Annotated in this window: 19 protein-coding genes; 4 read left to right on the top strand and 15 right to left on the bottom strand. The window is 71.6% G+C overall.

The genetic code is table 11. From position 1 onward, the window contains the following. Nucleotides 1–140 precede the first annotated feature (140 nt). Nucleotides 141–1,601, top strand: coding sequence for a GntP family permease (locus E4P42_RS14835; RefSeq protein WP_135126828.1), 1,461 nt, complete (start codon nt 141–143; stop codon nt 1,599–1,601). Here E4P42_RS14835 and E4P42_RS14830 read toward each other — a convergent pair. The 7 genes from E4P42_RS14830 to E4P42_RS14800 form a co-directional block, all read right to left on the bottom strand. After that, the gene (locus E4P42_RS14830; RefSeq protein ID WP_245234031.1) at nt 1,598–2,026 is read right to left on the bottom strand and encodes a hypothetical protein; all 429 of its coding nucleotides are present in this window, start codon (nt 2,024–2,026) and stop codon (nt 1,598–1,600) included. The genes E4P42_RS14835 and E4P42_RS14830 overlap by 4 nt on opposite strands. Then, on the bottom strand, nt 2,023–3,285 hold the full coding sequence (locus tag E4P42_RS14825; protein WP_135126827.1) for a DUF58 domain-containing protein: 1,263 nt from the start codon (nt 3,283–3,285) through the stop codon (nt 2,023–2,025). The genes E4P42_RS14830 and E4P42_RS14825 overlap by 4 nt, the downstream gene beginning before the upstream one ends. Continuing rightward, the gene (locus tag E4P42_RS14820; protein ID WP_135126826.1) at nt 3,282–4,250 is read right to left on the bottom strand and encodes a MoxR family ATPase; all 969 of its coding nucleotides are present in this window, start codon (nt 4,248–4,250) and stop codon (nt 3,282–3,284) included. The genes E4P42_RS14825 and E4P42_RS14820 overlap by 4 nt, the downstream gene beginning before the upstream one ends. Continuing rightward, nucleotides 4,247–4,732, bottom strand: a complete 486-nt coding sequence (locus E4P42_RS14815; protein WP_135126825.1) for a hypothetical protein — start codon at nt 4,730–4,732, stop codon at nt 4,247–4,249. The genes E4P42_RS14820 and E4P42_RS14815 overlap by 4 nt, the downstream gene beginning before the upstream one ends. Next, complete coding sequence (locus E4P42_RS14810; protein WP_135126824.1) at nt 4,729–5,673, bottom strand: DUF4129 domain-containing protein; 945 nt, start codon at nt 5,671–5,673, stop codon at nt 4,729–4,731. Before E4P42_RS14810 ends, E4P42_RS14815 begins: the two co-directional genes overlap by 4 nt. 98 nt (nt 5,674–5,771) lie before the next feature. Then, nucleotides 5,772–6,788, bottom strand: coding sequence for a L,D-transpeptidase family protein (locus E4P42_RS14805; RefSeq protein ID WP_135126823.1), 1,017 nt, complete (start codon nt 6,786–6,788; stop codon nt 5,772–5,774). A 180-nt stretch (nt 6,789–6,968) separates the two neighbouring features. After that, nucleotides 6,969–7,484 (bottom strand): GNAT family N-acetyltransferase, encoded by a 516-nt coding sequence (locus tag E4P42_RS14800; RefSeq protein WP_245234030.1) that lies wholly within the window; start codon nt 7,482–7,484, stop codon nt 6,969–6,971. A 25-nt stretch (nt 7,485–7,509) separates the two neighbouring features. Between E4P42_RS14800 and E4P42_RS14795 the strand changes: the two genes are divergently transcribed. Continuing rightward, on the top strand, nt 7,510–7,809 hold the full coding sequence (locus tag E4P42_RS14795; protein WP_135126822.1) for a thiamine-binding protein: 300 nt from the start codon (nt 7,510–7,512) through the stop codon (nt 7,807–7,809). Here E4P42_RS14795 and E4P42_RS14790 read toward each other — a convergent pair. Both E4P42_RS14790 and E4P42_RS14785 read right to left on the bottom strand, forming a co-directional pair. Further along, complete coding sequence (locus tag E4P42_RS14790) at nt 7,806–8,129, bottom strand: metal-sensitive transcriptional regulator (RefSeq protein ID WP_135126858.1); 324 nt, start codon at nt 8,127–8,129, stop codon at nt 7,806–7,808. The genes E4P42_RS14795 and E4P42_RS14790 overlap by 4 nt on opposite strands. Nucleotides 8,130–8,131: 2 nt before the next feature. Further along, nucleotides 8,132–8,740 (bottom strand): DUF305 domain-containing protein, encoded by a 609-nt coding sequence (locus E4P42_RS14785; protein WP_135126821.1) that lies wholly within the window; start codon nt 8,738–8,740, stop codon nt 8,132–8,134. A 78-nt stretch (nt 8,741–8,818) separates the two neighbouring features. Here E4P42_RS14785 and ilvD point away from each other — a divergent pair, with 78 nt between their 5' ends. Further along, on the top strand, nt 8,819–10,519 hold the full coding sequence (gene ilvD, locus E4P42_RS14780) for a dihydroxy-acid dehydratase (protein ID WP_135126820.1): 1,701 nt from the start codon (nt 8,819–8,821) through the stop codon (nt 10,517–10,519). A 71-nt stretch (nt 10,520–10,590) separates the two neighbouring features. Here the strand turns inward: ilvD and E4P42_RS14775 are convergent, their stop codons facing one another. The 6 genes from E4P42_RS14775 to E4P42_RS14750 are packed head-to-tail and all read right to left on the bottom strand — an operon-like array spanning nt 10,591 to nt 14,840. Then, the gene (locus E4P42_RS14775) at nt 10,591–10,983 is read right to left on the bottom strand and encodes an SRPBCC family protein (RefSeq protein WP_135126819.1); all 393 of its coding nucleotides are present in this window, start codon (nt 10,981–10,983) and stop codon (nt 10,591–10,593) included. 40 nt (nt 10,984–11,023) lie between these two features. Next, the gene (locus E4P42_RS14770; protein WP_135126818.1) at nt 11,024–11,683 is read right to left on the bottom strand and encodes an O-methyltransferase; all 660 of its coding nucleotides are present in this window, start codon (nt 11,681–11,683) and stop codon (nt 11,024–11,026) included. Between the two features lie 9 nt (nt 11,684–11,692). Continuing rightward, complete coding sequence (locus E4P42_RS14765) at nt 11,693–12,208, bottom strand: TIGR04338 family metallohydrolase (protein ID WP_135126817.1); 516 nt, start codon at nt 12,206–12,208, stop codon at nt 11,693–11,695. Continuing rightward, a complete protein-coding gene (locus tag E4P42_RS14760; protein ID WP_135126816.1) occupies nt 12,205–12,954 on the bottom strand; it encodes a DUF2786 domain-containing protein in 750 nt (249 codons plus the stop codon). The genes E4P42_RS14765 and E4P42_RS14760 overlap by 4 nt, the downstream gene beginning before the upstream one ends. Nucleotides 12,955–12,999: 45 nt before the next feature. Further along, entirely contained in the window at nt 13,000–14,004 is a 1,005-nt protein-coding gene (locus E4P42_RS14755) for a hypothetical protein (RefSeq protein WP_245234029.1), read from the bottom strand. Further along, nucleotides 14,001–14,840 carry an alpha/beta hydrolase gene (locus tag E4P42_RS14750; RefSeq protein ID WP_135126815.1) on the bottom strand — a complete coding sequence of 280 codons (840 nt, stop codon included), beginning with the start codon at nt 14,838–14,840 and terminating at the stop codon, nt 14,001–14,003. Before E4P42_RS14750 ends, E4P42_RS14755 begins: the two co-directional genes overlap by 4 nt. Before the next feature lie 42 nt (nt 14,841–14,882). On the opposite strand from E4P42_RS14750, the gene E4P42_RS14745 reads away from it, so the two are divergent. Next, entirely contained in the window at nt 14,883–15,905 is a 1,023-nt protein-coding gene (locus E4P42_RS14745) for a sigma-70 family RNA polymerase sigma factor (RefSeq protein WP_135126814.1), read from the top strand. Nucleotides 15,906–15,913: the final 8 nt, after the last annotated feature.

Below are 15,913 nucleotides of genomic sequence, written 5' to 3'. Positions count from 1 at the left end.
CCGCGGTGTTTCAATATCGGCCAGACGGGGAATGTCTCGGCCGCCTACGGTCGGCTGGTCACGGTGTTCGCTGACCGGAGCATCCGCCTGAGCGCGGAACACGTCCGGGAACGATCCCAGACCGACGGTTCGGAGGCCGCATGGAAGCGATCGAACCAGCATATGGCGCCGCGACTCTGCTGCTGATCGCCGCAGCCGCCGTCGCCGTCCTGCTGTTCCTGATCATCAAGGTCAAGCTGCACGCGTTCGTGGCGCTGGTACTGGTCAGTGTGCTGACGGCGCTGGCCGCCGGGTTCCCGGTGGCCGACATCCCCGATGCGCTGATGTTCGGCTTCGCCGACACGCTGGGGTCGGTGGCGCTGCTGGTCGGGTTCGGCGTGATGATCGGCCGGCTGCTCGAGATCACCGGCGGCGCACAGGTGCTCGCCGACACGCTGATCAACCGGTTCGGCGAGAAACGGGCGCCGTTCGCGCTCGGCGTGGCTGCGCTGCTGTTCGGTTTCCCGATCTTCTTCGACGCCGGCCTGGTGGTGTTCCTGCCGATCATCTTCACGGTCGCGCGGCGGTTCGGCGGGTCGCTGCTGCTGTACGCGTTCCCGGCCGCCGGTGCGTTCGCGGCGATGCACGCGCTGGTGCCGCCGCACCCCGGACCGGTGGCCGCCGCCGGGGCGTTGGACGCGAACATCGGGCTCACGCTGCTGATCGGCTTCCCGGTCGCCGTCGCCTCCTGGTACATCGGCTCCTACCTGGTGTCGCGCATCATGGGGCGGCGGTTCTACGTCGACATCCCCGACATCCTGTTCGGTGAGATGAACGGCGGCCGCGACCGGGACGCCGGCACCGACACCGATCCCGACGGTGACGGGGCCGTCGGCACCACCGGTGAACGCGGCGCCACCCGGACCGTCACCCGCACGGCACCGTCATTCCCCACCGTCCTGGGCATCCTGCTGCTGCCGTTCGTGCTGATCTCGTTCGACACCGTGATCAGCACGCTGACCGAGGCGGGGGTGATCGCGGAGGACGCGACCTGGGCGCGGTATCTGGTGTTGCTCGGCAACACCACCGTCGCCCTGTTGATCACGGTGATGGTGGCGATCGCCGCACTGGGCACCCGCGGCCGGTCGATGGCCGACGTCCGCGACATCCTCGACCACTCGCTGGGCCCGATCTGCTCGATCATCCTCATCACCGGTGCGGGCGGCATGTTCGGCGGCGTGCTGGAGCTCAGCGGTATCGGCGACGCGTTGAGCAGCTCGCTGTCCAATCTGGGGATCTCGCTGATCCTGCAGGCGTTCGTCATCGCCACGCTGCTGCGGGTGGCGCAGGGTTCGGCCACCGTCGCGATCACCACGACCGCCGGTCTGCTCGGCGCGACCGCCGCCGAGGCGGGCCTGAGCGACATCCACCTGACCCTGCTGGTACTCGCAATCGCCGCGGGCGCGACGGTGCTCTCACACGTCAACGACTCGGGCTTCTGGCTGGTCAGCCGGTTCTTCGGGATGGACGTCAAGACCACGCTCAAGACGTGGACGGTCATGGAGACCACGCTGGGGCTCTCGGCGTTCGTCATCGCGCTGGCGTTGTGGGTGGTGACCTAGCCGCCGCGCAGGAACGGCCGCACCGCCACCAGATAGGCGCCCAGCAGCGCGAGCGGGGCGGCCAGCGGCAGCCACGGCACGTGCAGCGGCGCCGCGGTCACCAGCGCGGCGACGGCCGCGAACCCGGTGACGGCCAGCATGCTCGGCGGGGTCACCGTCCCCGGGCCGTGGCGCAGCACCAGGTAGAGCGCGGCGGTCAGCCCGGACAGCACCGTCACCATCGGCGCCGGGACGGCAACGGCCAGCGTGCCGACCGTCAGCAGCACCGCCAGTGTCGCGGCCGGTCGCCACACCGCGCCGCCGAGGACCGCGGCGAGGGCCGCCACCGCAGGGATCAGCTGCGCGCCGGTGGCCTGCGCGGCCGACGCGGTGACCATCAGCACGCCACAGCCGGTCGGCAGCAGCTGCGCCGGCCACCCGGTCACCGCCGCCGCCCGGGGCGTCTGCGGTCCGGGGCCACCGCCATGGCCTGATCGAGGGTGACGTCGGACGGCCACGCCACCACGTCCACGCCGATCGTGCCCATGTCGCGGTACATGAACGACCGCTGCAGCGCCCACATGCGGTCGACCAGCGGATCGTCGACATCGGCCAGCGGGTTGCCCTCCAGCACGTCGACCGCGACCACGGTGTGCCCGCGCCTGCGCAGATCGATCAGCGCCAGCGCGAACTCCGTCTCGAGCATCGTGGAGAAGGCGACGACGATCGCGCCGGGCGGCACGGCGGCGCGCGGTGCGAGACTGCCGGTGGCCGTGTCTGGTTGGTCGGCCACGTCGAGCAGGACGTCGAGCACGCGGTAGAACTGCCGCTGGCCGATGTCGGCGGCCAGCCACCGGGTGTGGCGGCTGCCGAGGGTGACCAGACCGGCGCGGTCGCCGTAGCGCAGCGCGCTCTGGATCACCTGCACGGCACCGCGTGCGATGCGTTCGGTGGCCGCGGTGGCCGGGCCCGCCGGCTGCGGATAGGTGTCGGCCAGCACCACCACGTCGGCGGAACGGTCCGTCAGCCGCTGGGTGACGTGCAGGCTGCGGCGCCGGGCGCTGACCGCCCAGTTCACCGTGCGCAGTTGGTCACCCGGGACGTACCCGCGGATGTCGGCGTACTCGACGCCGGGGCCGAGGTGGCGGGTGAGGTGGGTGCCCAGCCGGTCGAGCAGGTCCGTGCGCGGCACCGCCACCGTCTGCGGCGGCGCCATCGGGAACACCGCCACCCGCGCGACGGCGGCGCTTCCGGTGCCCACCAGCAGGCCACCGCGGCCGGTCACCGACACGTGCGCGTGAACCGGGTACCGGCCCCAGCGGGCGGCGGTCAGCGTCACCGACAGCCGGCCGCCGTCGCCGACGGTGGTATCGGCCCGCATCCCCTCGGCGGTGCTGCAGGACAACATGATCGGGCCGGGCTCGTCGGCGGCCGCCCACACGTCGACCGTGGTGGCCTCGGCTTCGAAGCACCGCTGCAGCTGTGGGTGTGCGTACACCCGCACGGCCGGTGGCCGCCGCTGCCAGCCGAGCGAGCACAGCACACCCAGCAGCGGCGCGCAGAACGCCACCAGGTCCCACCGCGCGGTCAGCAGCGCCGCGGCCAGCGCCACGGCGGCACACGTCGCAATCGTCCTGGTCAATACCGATGCGCCCCAGCGCAGTTCGATATCGACACCGGAGTGATCGGCGGGGTGCTCGGTCACGGTCCGCCGGTCCGGGCGCGGGGCACCGGGAGCCGGCGCAGCAGCTCCTCGACCACGTCGGCCCCCTGGACCCGCCGCACCCACATTTCCGGTCGCAGGCTGATGCGGTGCGCCATCACCGGCACCGCAAGGGATTTCACGTCTTCCGGGATCACGTAGTCGCGTCCGGTGAGCAGGGCGCGGGCGCGCGCCAACTGCACCAGGTCCAGCTCGGCGCGGGGGCTGGCGCCGACCGCGACCTGCGGGTGCTGACGAGATGCCGTCGCCAGCGACACGACGTACTGCAGGACGTCGTCGTGCACCGTGACCTGTTCCACCGACTCCTGTATGGCCAGCAGGTCCTCCGCGCTGACCACCCGCTGCACGGCGGGCTCCGCCGACCCGCGCTCGAGGCGGCGGCGCAGCATCGTCACCTCCTCGGGTTCGCTGAGGTGGCGCAGCTCCAGCCGGATCGCGAAGCGGTCCAGCTGCGCCTCGGGCAGCGGGTAGGTGCCCTCGTACTCGATCGGGTTGTCGGTGGCCAGCACCAGGAACGGCGCGGGCAGCGGGTGGGTGGTGCCGTCGATGCTGACCTGGCGTTCGGCCATCGCCTCGAGCAGCGCGGCCTGCGTCTTGGGTGGCGTCCGGTTGATCTCATCGGCGAGCAGCAGGTTGGTGAAGATCGGTCCGTGCCGGAAGTCGAACCGCCCGGTCTGCATGTCGTAGATCGTCGCGCCGAGCAGGTCGGCGGGCAGCAGGTCGGGGGTGAATTGCACACGGGTGAAACGCAATCCGAGTGCGGCCGCGAACGACCGGGCGATCAGCGTCTTCCCCAGCCCCGGCAGATCCTCGATGAGGATGTGGCCGCGGGCCAGCACGGTGGTCAGGATCAGGGTGAGCGCCGACCGTTTACCGACCACCACGGCGCCGATCTCGTCGAGCACCGCCCGGCAGTGGGCGGTGGTGGTCTGGGCCGGCAGTGTCACACCCGCTCCAGCCGTCGCAGGATCTCGTCGAGCGCCGCGCGGCCCGGCCCCGGCTCGTGGGCGCCGGTGCGGCTGATGTTCTCCGGGTCCACCCACTGCCACAGCTCGGCGCCGAACAGCATCTCACCGGTGGCCTGAAACGCCCTGGGATTGCGCGCTTTTCGATGCCCGGTCGCCAGTTCGAACTGGCGGGCCAACATGGGCCGCAGCCGACGGTCCCAGTCGGAGCGGGTGGATTCCGACCACGCGATCAGGCTCTGCGTCTTGGCCGCCCACCGCCGCAGCGCCGCCTCCCGCTCACCGACCCCGGCGTGGTCGGAAGCCGGCCGCCGGACCCGCGCCATCACCGCGCGCACCGCGAGCAGGGCCGCGGCGAGTGCCACCCCCGACGCCACCAGCACGTCGTCGCGGTCGAGCCGGATGAGCGCGTAGGCCTCGACGACCGCCACCGCGGCGAGGGCGAGCACGACGACGCGGGTCACGGCGCCTCCTGCAGCTCATGCAGCACCAGGCGCAGCACCTGGACCGCGACCTCGCGGTGCTGCTCGTCCATCACGTGCGGGCTGAATCGGGCCTCCTCGAACAGGTCGACGAGTTCGGTGGCACTGTCGGCGCGCAGCAGGTCGCGCTGTACGGCCCGGGCCAGCACCTCGGTCGGGGTGTCGGACTCCTGCGGACGGGCGCCCGGTGCCTTGTCCAGTTCCCGCTCCATGGCCGCATAGCAGGCGATGATCGCCTCGCGCGGTTCGCGGCTGAGGTCCCCGATCTCGGCCAGGCCGCGTTCGGCGGCCCGCACCAGCGTCTGCGGTCCGGACGCCGGCGCCTGCTCGCCCGGCGGATCGTCGAACGGCGCCGATGGCATCTGGCGTCGCTGCCGGCGGCCGGCCATCGTGGCGGCGATCGACAGCGCCACGAACACGGCCGCCGCGGCGGCGAGGACGCCGAGCGCCGCACCTGAACCGGGTGCGTCCTGCGGCGGCGGCGGTTCCGGCGCGCCGGCGTTGGGAGCGGCGCGGGTGGGTTCGGCCGGCTGCGCGGGGGGTCCGGCGGCGACCTCCAGCCACCCGCTGAGCCGCATCAGCAGCAGCACCACGACCAGCCAGCCCACCACGACCGCGGCGACCACGGCGGCCATGCGCCAGGTCCACCGGCCGCCGCGGCCGGCCCGGTCGCGCGCCAGGGCACCGACGGTGTCGGGCCGGGTGACGGGGTCGTGCCGCTGGGTGAGCACCGACAACGCGATGACGGCCATCGACAGCACCAGCATCGTGACCACGGCGATCAGCGGGCCGGGACCGCGGTCGGGCGGGGCGTCGGTGGCGGGATCAGCGCCGGGTAGGTGGCCCCGCAGCGCGACGACGGCCAACACCATCAGCACGATCACCACGACCGTGCGGGCAGCGGCTCTGTCGACACCGGGCATCGGCCCACCCTCGGATGGTCACCGGCCGCGACGGTGCGGCCGGGCTCACTTCAATCCTGACACGGTCAGTGCGGACCGGGAGGGCCGAACGGGTCAGGTCAGAACATCTGCCAGTCGGAGGCGCCGTCGGGCTGGGTGTACAGGCCGCCGCCGGTGTTCTTGATGACCACGGCGTCGCCGCTGCCGAAGTTGTCGTAGAACCACTGCGCGTCCTCGGCGCTGAGGTTGATGCAACCGTGGCTGACGTTGCTGTTGCCCTGCGCGCCCTCCGACCACGGGGCCCCGTGCACGAAGATGCCGCTGTTGTCGATCCGGACGGCGTCCTTGACCTTGATCTTGTAGCCCTCGCCGGACGGGTCGTCGACGGGCACGCCGTACGTGGAGGAGTCCATCACGATGTCCTCGAACTTCTCGAGCACGTAGTACGTGCCGTTCTTGGTCTCGTAGCCGGACTTGCCCATCGACACGGGGAACGTCTTCTCGACGACCCCGTTGCGCACGATCTCCATCTGCTTGGTCTCGTCGTCGACGGTCGCGACCAGCTGCTCGGGCACGGTGAAGCTGGACTTGGTGCCGCCGGCGTCGATGTTGACGACGGTGCCGGCCGGCCAGAAGTCCTGTGGGCGCCAGCGCACCTGGGTGTCGCTGGTCCAGTAGAAGCGGCCGGGCACCGGCGGGTTGCTCGAGATGTGGATGGCCTGCTCGGCCAGCTCACGGTTACCGATCGGCCGCTGGAAGTTGATGTAGATCGGTTTGGCGGCGCCGGCGATCGACCCGTTGACCGGGTTGAACGTCGGCGGTGCGAACACCGGCTCACCGACGTAGGGGGTGGGGTTCTGACCGGCCGGCGTGCCCTCCGGGATCGCCATCGGCTGCGCGGCCGGGGCGAACGGGGTGCTGCCCGGCGCCGCCGGGGCCAGCGGGTTGGGCGCGGGGGCCGGCGGCGGGAACGCGAACGGGTTCGCCGGCGGAGGCGGCGGCGCGACCGGGTTCACCGGCGGGGGCGGCGGTGGAGGCAGCGGCTGGGCCGACGCCGAGGGGGCGATCGCCACGCCGCCCGCGAGTCCGGCGGCGATGATCGCGGTCGTGATTTTCCGCGCTGTCCGCTGCGGCATGCGTTACCTCCAGTCCACGAAACAGGTCCAGTGTCGCACAGAGGACCGGCCAGCTACCGTCGCGCGCAGCGCCGCGAACAGCGCTGCGGTGCAAGCCGGGTCCCTGACCTGCACCATTCATCGCGGCTACGGGGTGCGCGTTACTTTTTGCAGGTCACCCGGGGGAAGTGCCGGCGCCGTTCATCCGGCGACGGCGGCGGGCGCGGGCAGCTCCCACCGCCACACCGGCCCCTCGTCGGGGTAGTCGAGTTCGGCGGTGCGCCGGAACCCCAGCCGGCGCAGCACCCCGGTCGACGGGTTGTCCTCGGCACGGGTGTGGGCGATCACGGTGGTCACCCGGTTACTGCTGGTGACGGCCTTGTCGATCATGGCCCGGGCCGCGGCCGTGGCCAGGCCGCGGTCGCGGAACTCGGGCGCGATCTCGTAGCCGATCTCCACCACCCCGTCCCGGGGCGGGCCGACGAACCCGCCGGAGCCGACCAGGACGGCACCGTCCTCGGCGAGGAAGAAGTGCATCCACCAGTCCGCCTGGTACGGGTGCTCGGTGAGCGTGGCGATCGTGAACTCGATGGCCTCCGGGAACTCGGGCCAACCGTCGGGCACCGCGCTGCCGAGCAGTTCGGCGAATGCGGCGCGGTCCTCGCGCAGGGCGGTGAGGTGTTCGACGGTGGCGGGGAGCAGGACGACTTCGGTCACCCCGGCAGTGTGTCAGGCTGGACCGATGCTTGTGGCGTTCAGTGTCAGCCCGTCCGGCGGCGACGACACCGGCGGCGTGCGCGCGGCGGTGGCCGAGGCCATCCGGGTGGTGCGGGCGTCGGGTCTGCCGAACGAGACCAACGCGATGTTCACCAACATCGAAGGCGAATGGGACGAGATCATGGCGGTGGTGAAGCAGGCCGTCGACGCGGTGGCCGCGGTGTCGCCGCGGGTGAGCCTGGTGCTCAAGGCCGACATCCGGCCCGGTTTCCGCGGTCAGCTCACCGCGAAGGTGGAGCGCCTGGAACGCGAACTCGGCGCCTAGGACCGCACCAGCCGGGCGATCGCCGCGGAGGCCTCGGCGAGTTTGGCGTCGGCCTGCTCGCCCCCCTCGGCCACCGCCTGGGTCACGCAGTGGCCGAGGTGTTCGTCGAGCAGCCCCAGCGCCACCGACTGCAACGCGCTGTTGACGGCGCTGATCTGGGTGAGGACGTCGATGCAGTACTTGTCCTCGTCGATCATCTTGGCGATCCCGCGGACCTGGCCCTCGATGCGGCGCAGCCGTTTGGCGTAGTTCGCCTTCTGCGCCGAATAGCCGTGCTGCCCGGCGTCGTGGGCAGGGTCTGCTGCCACGTCATCCGACATCGTCACCTCGCGAGCATCTCGTTCATCTGCGCGATCTCTTTCTCCTGTGCCGTGATGATCGCCTCGGCCAGCGTCTTGGCCTCGGCGTTCTGCCCGTTGGCGAGTTCGGCCTTGGCCATCTCGACCGCGCCCTGGTGATGGGCGATCATCGACTGCAGCCACAGCGTGTCGAACTCCGCACCGCTCAGCGTGCCGAGCCGCTGCATGGTGGGCGCGTCGACCATGCCCTGCATGCTCATGTCGTGGCCGCCGTGCCCGCCGTGCTCCATCATGGGCTCTTCGCCCCAGCTGCGCAGCATCTGCGTCATCTGGTCGACCTCGGGGCCCTGCGCCGCGGCGATCGCCGAGGCGAGGTCGAGCAGCGCGGGATCGGTGGAGCGTTCCCGGGCCAGGTCGGCCAGTTCGATCGCCTGCTGGTGGTGCGGGATCATGCCCTGGGCGAACGCGACGTCATCGGCGTTGTGCGCGGCCTGCGCGTCGCCGGCGCTCTGGCTCTGGGTGTGGTTGGCGTGGCCTTCGGCCGCGGGCGGCTGCTCGGCCGCATCGGAACAGGAGGAGAGCAGGAGGGCCGTAGCGGACGCGGCGATCAGGGCGGCGAGTCGGGACATCATGCCCACAGCCTACCGAATACCCCAAGGGGGTATCTATATCGGTTTGGCCGGGCCAAACGCCGAAGGCATACTTGACGGATGCCCTCTCAGACTCCGGACATCAAACCCAGAAGCCGCGACGTCACCGACGGCCTCGAGAAGACCGCCGCCCGCGGCATGCTGCGCGCGGTCGGCATGGGTGACGACGACTGGGTCAAGCCGCAGATCGGTGTCGCCTCGTCGTGGAACGAGATCACCCCGTGCAACATGTCGCTGCAGCGGCTGGCGCAGGCGGTCAAGGGTGGCGTGCACGCGAGCGGTGGCTACCCGCTGGAGTTCGGCACCATCTCGGTGTCCGACGGCATCTCGATGGGCCACGAGGGTATGCACTTCTCGCTGGTCTCGCGTGAGGTGATCGCCGACAGCGTCGAAACCGTGGTGCAGGCCGAACGCCTCGACGGCACCGTGCTGCTGGCCGGCTGCGACAAGTCGATCCCCGGCATGCTGATGGCCGCCGCGCGGCTCAACCTGGCCTCGGTGTTCTTCTACAACGGCTCGATCATGCCGGGCACGGCCAAGCTCACCGACGGAACCGAGAAGGAAGTCACGATCATCGACGCCTTCGAGGCCGTCGGCGCCTGCGCGCGCGGACTGATGTCGCGCGAGGACGTCGACATCATCGAACGCGCCATCTGCCCCGGCGAGGGCGCGTGCGGCGGCATGTACACCGCCAACACCATGGCCTCGGCCGCCGAGGCCCTCGGGATGTCGTTGCCGGGCAGCGCGTCGCCGGTCGCCATCGACAAGCGGCGCGACGAGTACGCGCGCCGGTCCGGTGAGGCGGTCGTGGAGATGCTGCGGCGCGGCATCACCGCCCACGACATCCTGACCAAGGAGGCGTTCGAGAACGCCATCGCCGTGGTGATGGCGTTCGGCGGCTCCACCAACGCTGTGCTACACCTGCTGGCGATCGCGTCGGAGGCCGGGGTGAAGCTGACGCTGGAGGACTTCACCCGCGTCGGGCAGAAGGTGCCGCACCTGGCCGACGTCAAGCCGTTCGGCCGCCACGTGATGAAGCACGTCGACGAGATCGGCGGTGTGCCCGTGGTGATGAAGGCGCTGCTCGACGCCGGCCTGCTGCACGGCGACTGCCTGACGGTGACGGGTCAGACCATGGCCGAGAACCTCGCGCACATCGAACCGCCCGACCCCGACGGCAAGGTGCTGCGGGCGATGAGCAACCCGATCCACCCCACCGGCGGCATCACGATCCTGCACGGCTCGCTGGCGCCCGAGGGCGCGGTGGTGAAGTCGGCCGGCTTCGATTCGGACGTGTTCGAGGGCACCGCCCGCGTGTTCGAGCGCGAGCGTGCGGCGCTGGACGCGCTGGAGGACGGCACGATCACGCACGGCGACGTCGTCGTCATCCGCTACGAAGGCCCCAAGGGCGGGCCCGGCATGCGCGAGATGTTGGCGATCACCGGCGCCATCAAGGGCGCGGGCCTCGGCAAGGACGTGCTGCTGATGACCGACGGCCGCTTCTCCGGCGGCACCACGGGTCTGTGCGTCGGCCACATCGCGCCCGAGGCCGTCGACGGTGGGCCGATCGCGTTCGTGCGCGACGGCGACCGGATCCGGCTCGACGTCGCCAACGGCACGCTGGACCTGCTCGTGGACGCCGACGAATTCGAGTCGCGCAAGGCCGGTTTCCAGCCGCTGCCGCCGCGCTACACCACCGGCGTGCTGGCCAAGTACACGAAACTGGTCGGGTCGGCGGCCACCGGCGCGGTCTGCGGCTAGTTCAGCGCCCGAACGCACGGTTGCTGTCCGCATCGGCCGAGTAGGCCCGTCAGCAACCGTGCGGTCGGCGGTCAGCTGACCATGCGATCGATGCGCGACAGCGCGATCGCGAGCACCGGCACATAGGCACCGGCCCACACCGGCGCATTCATGTACACCCGGGTGCCGGTGTCGGTCGGTTCCACGCCGTGGCCGGTGGCGGGGATGCCGGCGACCTGCCACGCCCAGTACCGGCCCGGCTGGAACTCGGTGATCGTGAACGGCAGCGGCAGGCCGACGGGCGTGAACACCCGGCCCCGTTCGCCGAGCCCGAGTTCGGTGCCGTCGAGCAGTTCGGCCCCGGCGACGGTCGGCCCCCACTTCGGCCAGGCCTGCAGGTCGACGAGCACCGACCACGCCGCCGCTGGCGACGCCTTCACGATCCGGTCGACCGACACCATGCCGTCGCGATAGCAGATCCCCATGGCGTGCCTATACCCGCCGCGAGCGGCGGATCACCTCGGCTCAGCTCACCACCGCGACCGCGAACCCGTCCCAGCCCTTGGCGCCGACAGTCTGGATCGCGGCGGTGCTCAGCCGCGGATGCTCGCCCATCATCTGCAGCATCTCCCGCACGGCGCGGGCCTGCAGGTCGTTGGGCGCAGGATCGTAGATGCGGCCCATGCGGGTGACGTTGTCGACCACGATCACGGTGCCGGGCCGGCCCAACCGGATCGCCCACTCGACGTAGGCGATGTTGTTCTCCTTGTCGGCATCGATGAACACCAGGTCGAAGGGCCCGGCGTACTCGAGCGTCGGCAGGGTGTCCAGCGCGGCGCCCACCAGCACCTCGACCCGGTCGGCGACACCCGCGCGGGCCAGGTTCTCCCGGGCCACCACGGCGTGGTGGGGGTCGAACTCGCAGGTGATCACCCGCCCATCGGGCCCGGCGCCACGGGCGAGGTTGATGGTGCTGTACCCGCCGAGCGTGCCGATCTCCAGGATGCGCCGGGCGCCGCTGATGGTGGCCAGCAGCGCCAGCAGCCGGCCGTGCTGGGCCGACACCTCGATCGGCGGCATGCCGGCCGAGGTGGTCGACTCCCGCGCGGTCCTCAGCGCCTCGTCCTCGGTGTGCAGCAGCGCGTTGAACAGCTGATCGACGCTCTGCGGATCCGGCTCGCTCACGCGCCCACGTTAATCCTTGGAACCGCCGCCCAGGCGCACCCCCTCCTTGGCGTACACGACCCGCAGGACGTGCGCGGCCTCCGGCCCCATCACCGCCTCGGTCAGATCGCACAGCGCGGTGGCGAAGGCCGGGCCGTGCGGCGGATCCGCGTCGCAGAGGTGGTGGGCGATCTCGTGCAGGACGACGAGTTCACGCAGTGCCCAGGTGGTGCGCCGCTCCGGCACGGCGATCAGCGCCCGGTCCTCCGTGCGCTCGTAGTGGGCGGCCGTGGCGCCGCGGCGGGCGCGCACGCTCAGCGGCCCCGCATCGGGCCACCGTTCCCGCACCCCGGGGTGGGCGAGCACGTCGTCGACGTAGGACTGCACCGACGGCACGGACGCGAACCGGCCCTCCGGCGGCAGCGTGAGCGCCGCACCGAAGAACTCCACGACCGGGTTGCCGCGTTCGGCGGCGCGGTCGAACAGTGTGCGGACGAACTGTTCGGCCGCGTACACCTGGGCCCGTTGGGTGTCGCGGCGGGTCACGTCTCCAGGGCGGCGCGGGCGCCGGCGAGTTCGGGGCTGGGGCCGAGCCGGGCGCGGCGGCCGGCCCGGTCACCGGCGCGGCGGGCGGCCGAGGAGTACCCGGCGGTGGCGCTGGTGGCCCGCCAGGTGCCGCGGGCCTGCGACGCCTGCTGATAGAAGTCCTTGAGCTCGAGATCACTGTCGCGCAGTGCGATCGCGGTGCCCGGCCGGCTGTCCCGGCCGTCGGTGGCCGCCGCCCGCGCTTCCTCGCGGGCCTCGCTGAGCCGGTGCCCGATGCGCGCGCCGAACGCCAGCTGGAAGTTCAGCCGGGCGGTGATGGTCGGTGTGGGCCGGTGCGCCCCCGAGGCGATGTAGGCCTCCGACGCCTTCACCATCTGCGTCACCAGGCTGGCGTAGAGCGCGTGGCTGGCGTCGATGTCCTCGGCGAACCCGTAGGCGTGCACGAAGGTGGAGTTCGACGCGACGTCGCACTTCACGTCGTTGGCCGCGGCGATCACCACGAGCAGTTGGACGTAGGTGCGCAGGCCGCGGGTGCCCGCGTTGCCGATCGTGATGGTGCGCTGCACCGGGGTCTGGGCCTTGGTGCGCTGGTCGCCGTGTGACCGCGCGACCGCCAGGTCGATCGAGGTCGCCGTCGCCAGGCGCTGCGCGGCGGCCATGAACGCTTCTGCCTCGTGGGCGTTGTCGGTGCCTTCGGCTTGGCGCAGCAGGGCCGCGATGCGCGCCAGCATCTTGTCGTCACTCATGCGCGGATCCGCTCCGCTCCTCGCTCGTCACTCATGGCCGCCACGCTAGGGCTCCTTGCCGACAAACCCGTCGATCGCCGTGACGACCTGTGGAGAAAGTGGCTCGCCGTTGGCGTAGTTCGCGACGTTGTCGGTGGGGTCGTCGCGCAGCACGTGGTTGACGCCGTCGAGTTCGGCGACGGTGAGCGCGGTGTGGCCCAGCGCCTCGATCAGCGGTCGCAGCGCGTCGCAGCGGGCCTGGCTGTCGGTGTTGGAGCAGGTCAGCAGCACCGGCATCCCGGCGGGCAGCGTGGCGGCCAGCGCCACCGGGTCGACGCGGTCGGCCTCGATCACGGCCTTGATGTTGCCGGCGTTGACGATGGCGCCGAGACCCTCGGGCAGGTCGGCGGGCACGGTGCCCTTCGTGCGGATCTCCTCGACCGCGGCCAGCCAGGCGTCGAGCACCGCGGGATCCGCCTCGCCGCGCACCCGACCGGTGATGATGTCGAGATAGCGCCCGGGCAGCGGCTGCAGCAGCGCCAGCGAGTGCACCGCCGGGCCACCCGCCGCCGGGTCGGCCAGCGCCATCGCGTGCACGGTGCCCTCGCCGAGCGCGTAGATCGACACCCGGTCGCGGTCGGTGCCCGGCTGGTCGGCGAGGAAGCGCAGCGCGGCGGCGGCACCCCCGGTGTACACGGCGGTGCCGACCTCGGTCGGCCGGTTGGCGTAGGGCCCCAGACCGGTGCGGCCGGTGCCGACCTTGTCGTACCGCAGCGAGGCAACCTGCCGCTCGCTGAGCAGTTCGGCGAGCTGGCGCATGTTGCCGACGGGCCCCGCGACGGCGTTGTCACCGTTGCGGTCGGTCTGCCCGCTCTCGGAGATCAGCAGCGCGGCCGGACCGCTGACGTCCGGCTGGTGGCGGTAGGTGCCGTGCAGGGTCAGACCGTCGGCGGTGAACGTCACCTGGTCGTCGACCCAGTTCGACGCCTGCGGTTCGGCGTCCGACGAGCAGCCGGCGATAAGCAGGGCGGCGGCCAGGCCCGAAAACAGCCGTCGCGCAGCGGGTTTCACAGTCGTGTCTCGATCCAGGAGGTGACGTCGTCGAGGACCAGGTCGCGCTCGGGTTCGTTGAACACCTCGTGGAACAGGCCCGGGTAGACCTTGAGGTGCACGTCCCGGGCGCCCACGCACTCGACCAGCCGGTGGCTGCCCTCGACCGGGATCAGCCGGTCCTGGTCGCCGTGCACCACCAGCAGCGGCGCCGAGATCGACGCGGCCCGGCGCGGCATCGTCTCCCCCACCGTGAACAGTCCGCGGGCCACCCCGGCCGGGAGCTTGCCGTGGTGCACCATCGGATCGGCCTTGTAGGCGGCGACCACCTCCGGGTCGCGGGACACCGCGTCGGCGTCGAGCTCCTCGACCGGCACCCCCGGCGCGATCCGGCCGAGCACCTTGGCCGCCGTCACCAGCCACGGCTTGACCGCCGACTGTGCGTACACCGCAGGCCCGGAGAGCACCATCGCCGCGTAGTCGCCGGGGTGCTCGGCGCCGTAGGCGAACACCACGCCCCCGCCCATGCTGTGGCCGAGCACGATCCTCGGCAGCTGCGGGTACTCCCCGGCCGCGATCTGCACCAGCGTGTGGAAGTCGGCGGTGTAGTCGGAGATGTCGCGCAGGTAGACGCGCTTGCCGGCCGAACGCCCGTGGCCGCGGTGGTCGAGGGCGTAGACCACCAGCCCGGCCGCGCCGAAGCGCTGCGCGACGTGGTCGTAGCGGCGGGCGTGTTCGGCGTAGCCGTGGGCGAGGACGACGACGCCGCGCGGGGCGGTGTCGGGGGTCCAGGTGTCGTACACGATGCGGACTCCGCCGACGCCGTCGAAGCTCCGCTCGGTGCGGGTGCTGGGCATGTCGGCGAGACTATCGGTCCGCCTGCGAAACAGACGTGCCGGTTGTCGGCCACCGTGCGTAAGCTCACGGACGTGACCGTCCTCGCACAGACCTTGGATGACGGCAGCGCGGAAGACGCCTTCCTCGCTGATGCGCAGCAGTACCGCCGCGAGCTGCTGGCGCACTGTTACCGCATGACCGGATCCCTGCACGACGCCGAAGACCTGGTGCAGGAGACCTACCTGCGGGCGTGGAAGTCCTACAAGGGGTTCCAGGGCAAGTCGTCGGTGCGCACCTGGCTCTACCGGATCGCCACCAACACGTCGCTGACCGCGCTGGAGGGCAGGCAGCGCCGCCCGCTGCCCACGGGGCTGGGGGCACCGAGCTCGGACCCGGTCGACGACATCCAGTGGCAGGGCGAGATTCCCTGGCTGGAACCCCTCCCGGACGAGTCGAACGATCCGTCGAGCATCGTCGGGTCGCGGGAGTCGGTGCGGCTGGCGTTCGTGGCGGCCCTGCAGCACCTGTCCCCGCGCCAGCGCGCCGTGCTGGTGCTGCGCGAGGTGCTGCAGTGGAAGGCCGCCGAGGTCGCCGAGGCCATCGGCACGTCCACCGCCGCGGTGAACAGCCTGCTGCAGCGGGCGCGGGCCCAGCTCGACGCGATCGGCCCGAGCGAGGACGACGTGCTGCCGCCGCCGGAGTCCCCCGAGGCCCAGGACCTGCTGAGCCGGTACATCACGGCATTCGAGACCTACGACATGGACCGGCTGGTCGAGCTGTTCACCGCGGAGGCGGTGTGGGAGATGCCGCCGTTCGACGGGTGGTACCAGGGGCCCGAGGACATCGTGCTGCTGTCGAAGACGCACTGTCCGGCCGAGGGCGCGGGCGACATGCTGCTGACGCCGACCACCGCCAACGGTCAGCCCGCGGCGGCGATGTACATGCGCAACCCGCAGACCGGGCGGCACGAACCCTTTCAGCTGCACGTGCTGGCCGCGACACCGGACGGCATCACCCATGTGGTGGCGTTCCACATGACGTCGTTCGCGGCGTTCGGCCTGCCCGATACGCCCCGCGAGAGGTAGCGGGGGGC

The organism is Mycobacterium sp. PS03-16 (assembly GCF_004570325.1).
Lineage (GTDB): Bacteria > Actinomycetota > Actinomycetes > Mycobacteriales > Mycobacteriaceae > Mycobacterium.
Note: the sequence above shows the minus strand (reverse complement) of the source record. Positions and strands in the feature narration are given on the sequence as shown.

Coding starts and splice junctions, on each gene's coding strand:
- E4P42_RS14775 (WP_135126819.1), bottom strand. CDS start 10,983: ATGGGGATCTGCTATCGCGACGGCATGGTGTCGGTCGACCGGATCGTG.
- E4P42_RS14790 (WP_135126858.1), bottom strand. CDS start 8,129: ATGTCGGATGACGTGGCAGCAGACCCTGCCCACGACGCCGGGCAGCAC.
- E4P42_RS14795 (WP_135126822.1), top strand. CDS start 7,510: ATGCTTGTGGCGTTCAGTGTCAGCCCGTCCGGCGGCGACGACACCGGC.
- E4P42_RS14805 (WP_135126823.1), bottom strand. CDS start 6,788: ATGCCGCAGCGGACAGCGCGGAAAATCACGACCGCGATCATCGCCGCC.
- E4P42_RS14785 (WP_135126821.1), bottom strand. CDS start 8,740: ATGATGTCCCGACTCGCCGCCCTGATCGCCGCGTCCGCTACGGCCCTC.
- E4P42_RS14760 (WP_135126816.1), bottom strand. CDS start 12,954: ATGAGTGACGACAAGATGCTGGCGCGCATCGCGGCCCTGCTGCGCCAA.
- ilvD (WP_135126820.1), top strand. CDS start 8,819: ATGCCCTCTCAGACTCCGGACATCAAACCCAGAAGCCGCGACGTCACC.
- E4P42_RS14750 (WP_135126815.1), bottom strand. CDS start 14,840: ATGCCCAGCACCCGCACCGAGCGGAGCTTCGACGGCGTCGGCGGAGTC.
- E4P42_RS14810 (WP_135126824.1), bottom strand. CDS start 5,673: ATGCCCGGTGTCGACAGAGCCGCTGCCCGCACGGTCGTGGTGATCGTG.
- E4P42_RS14835 (WP_135126828.1), top strand. CDS start 141: ATGGAAGCGATCGAACCAGCATATGGCGCCGCGACTCTGCTGCTGATC.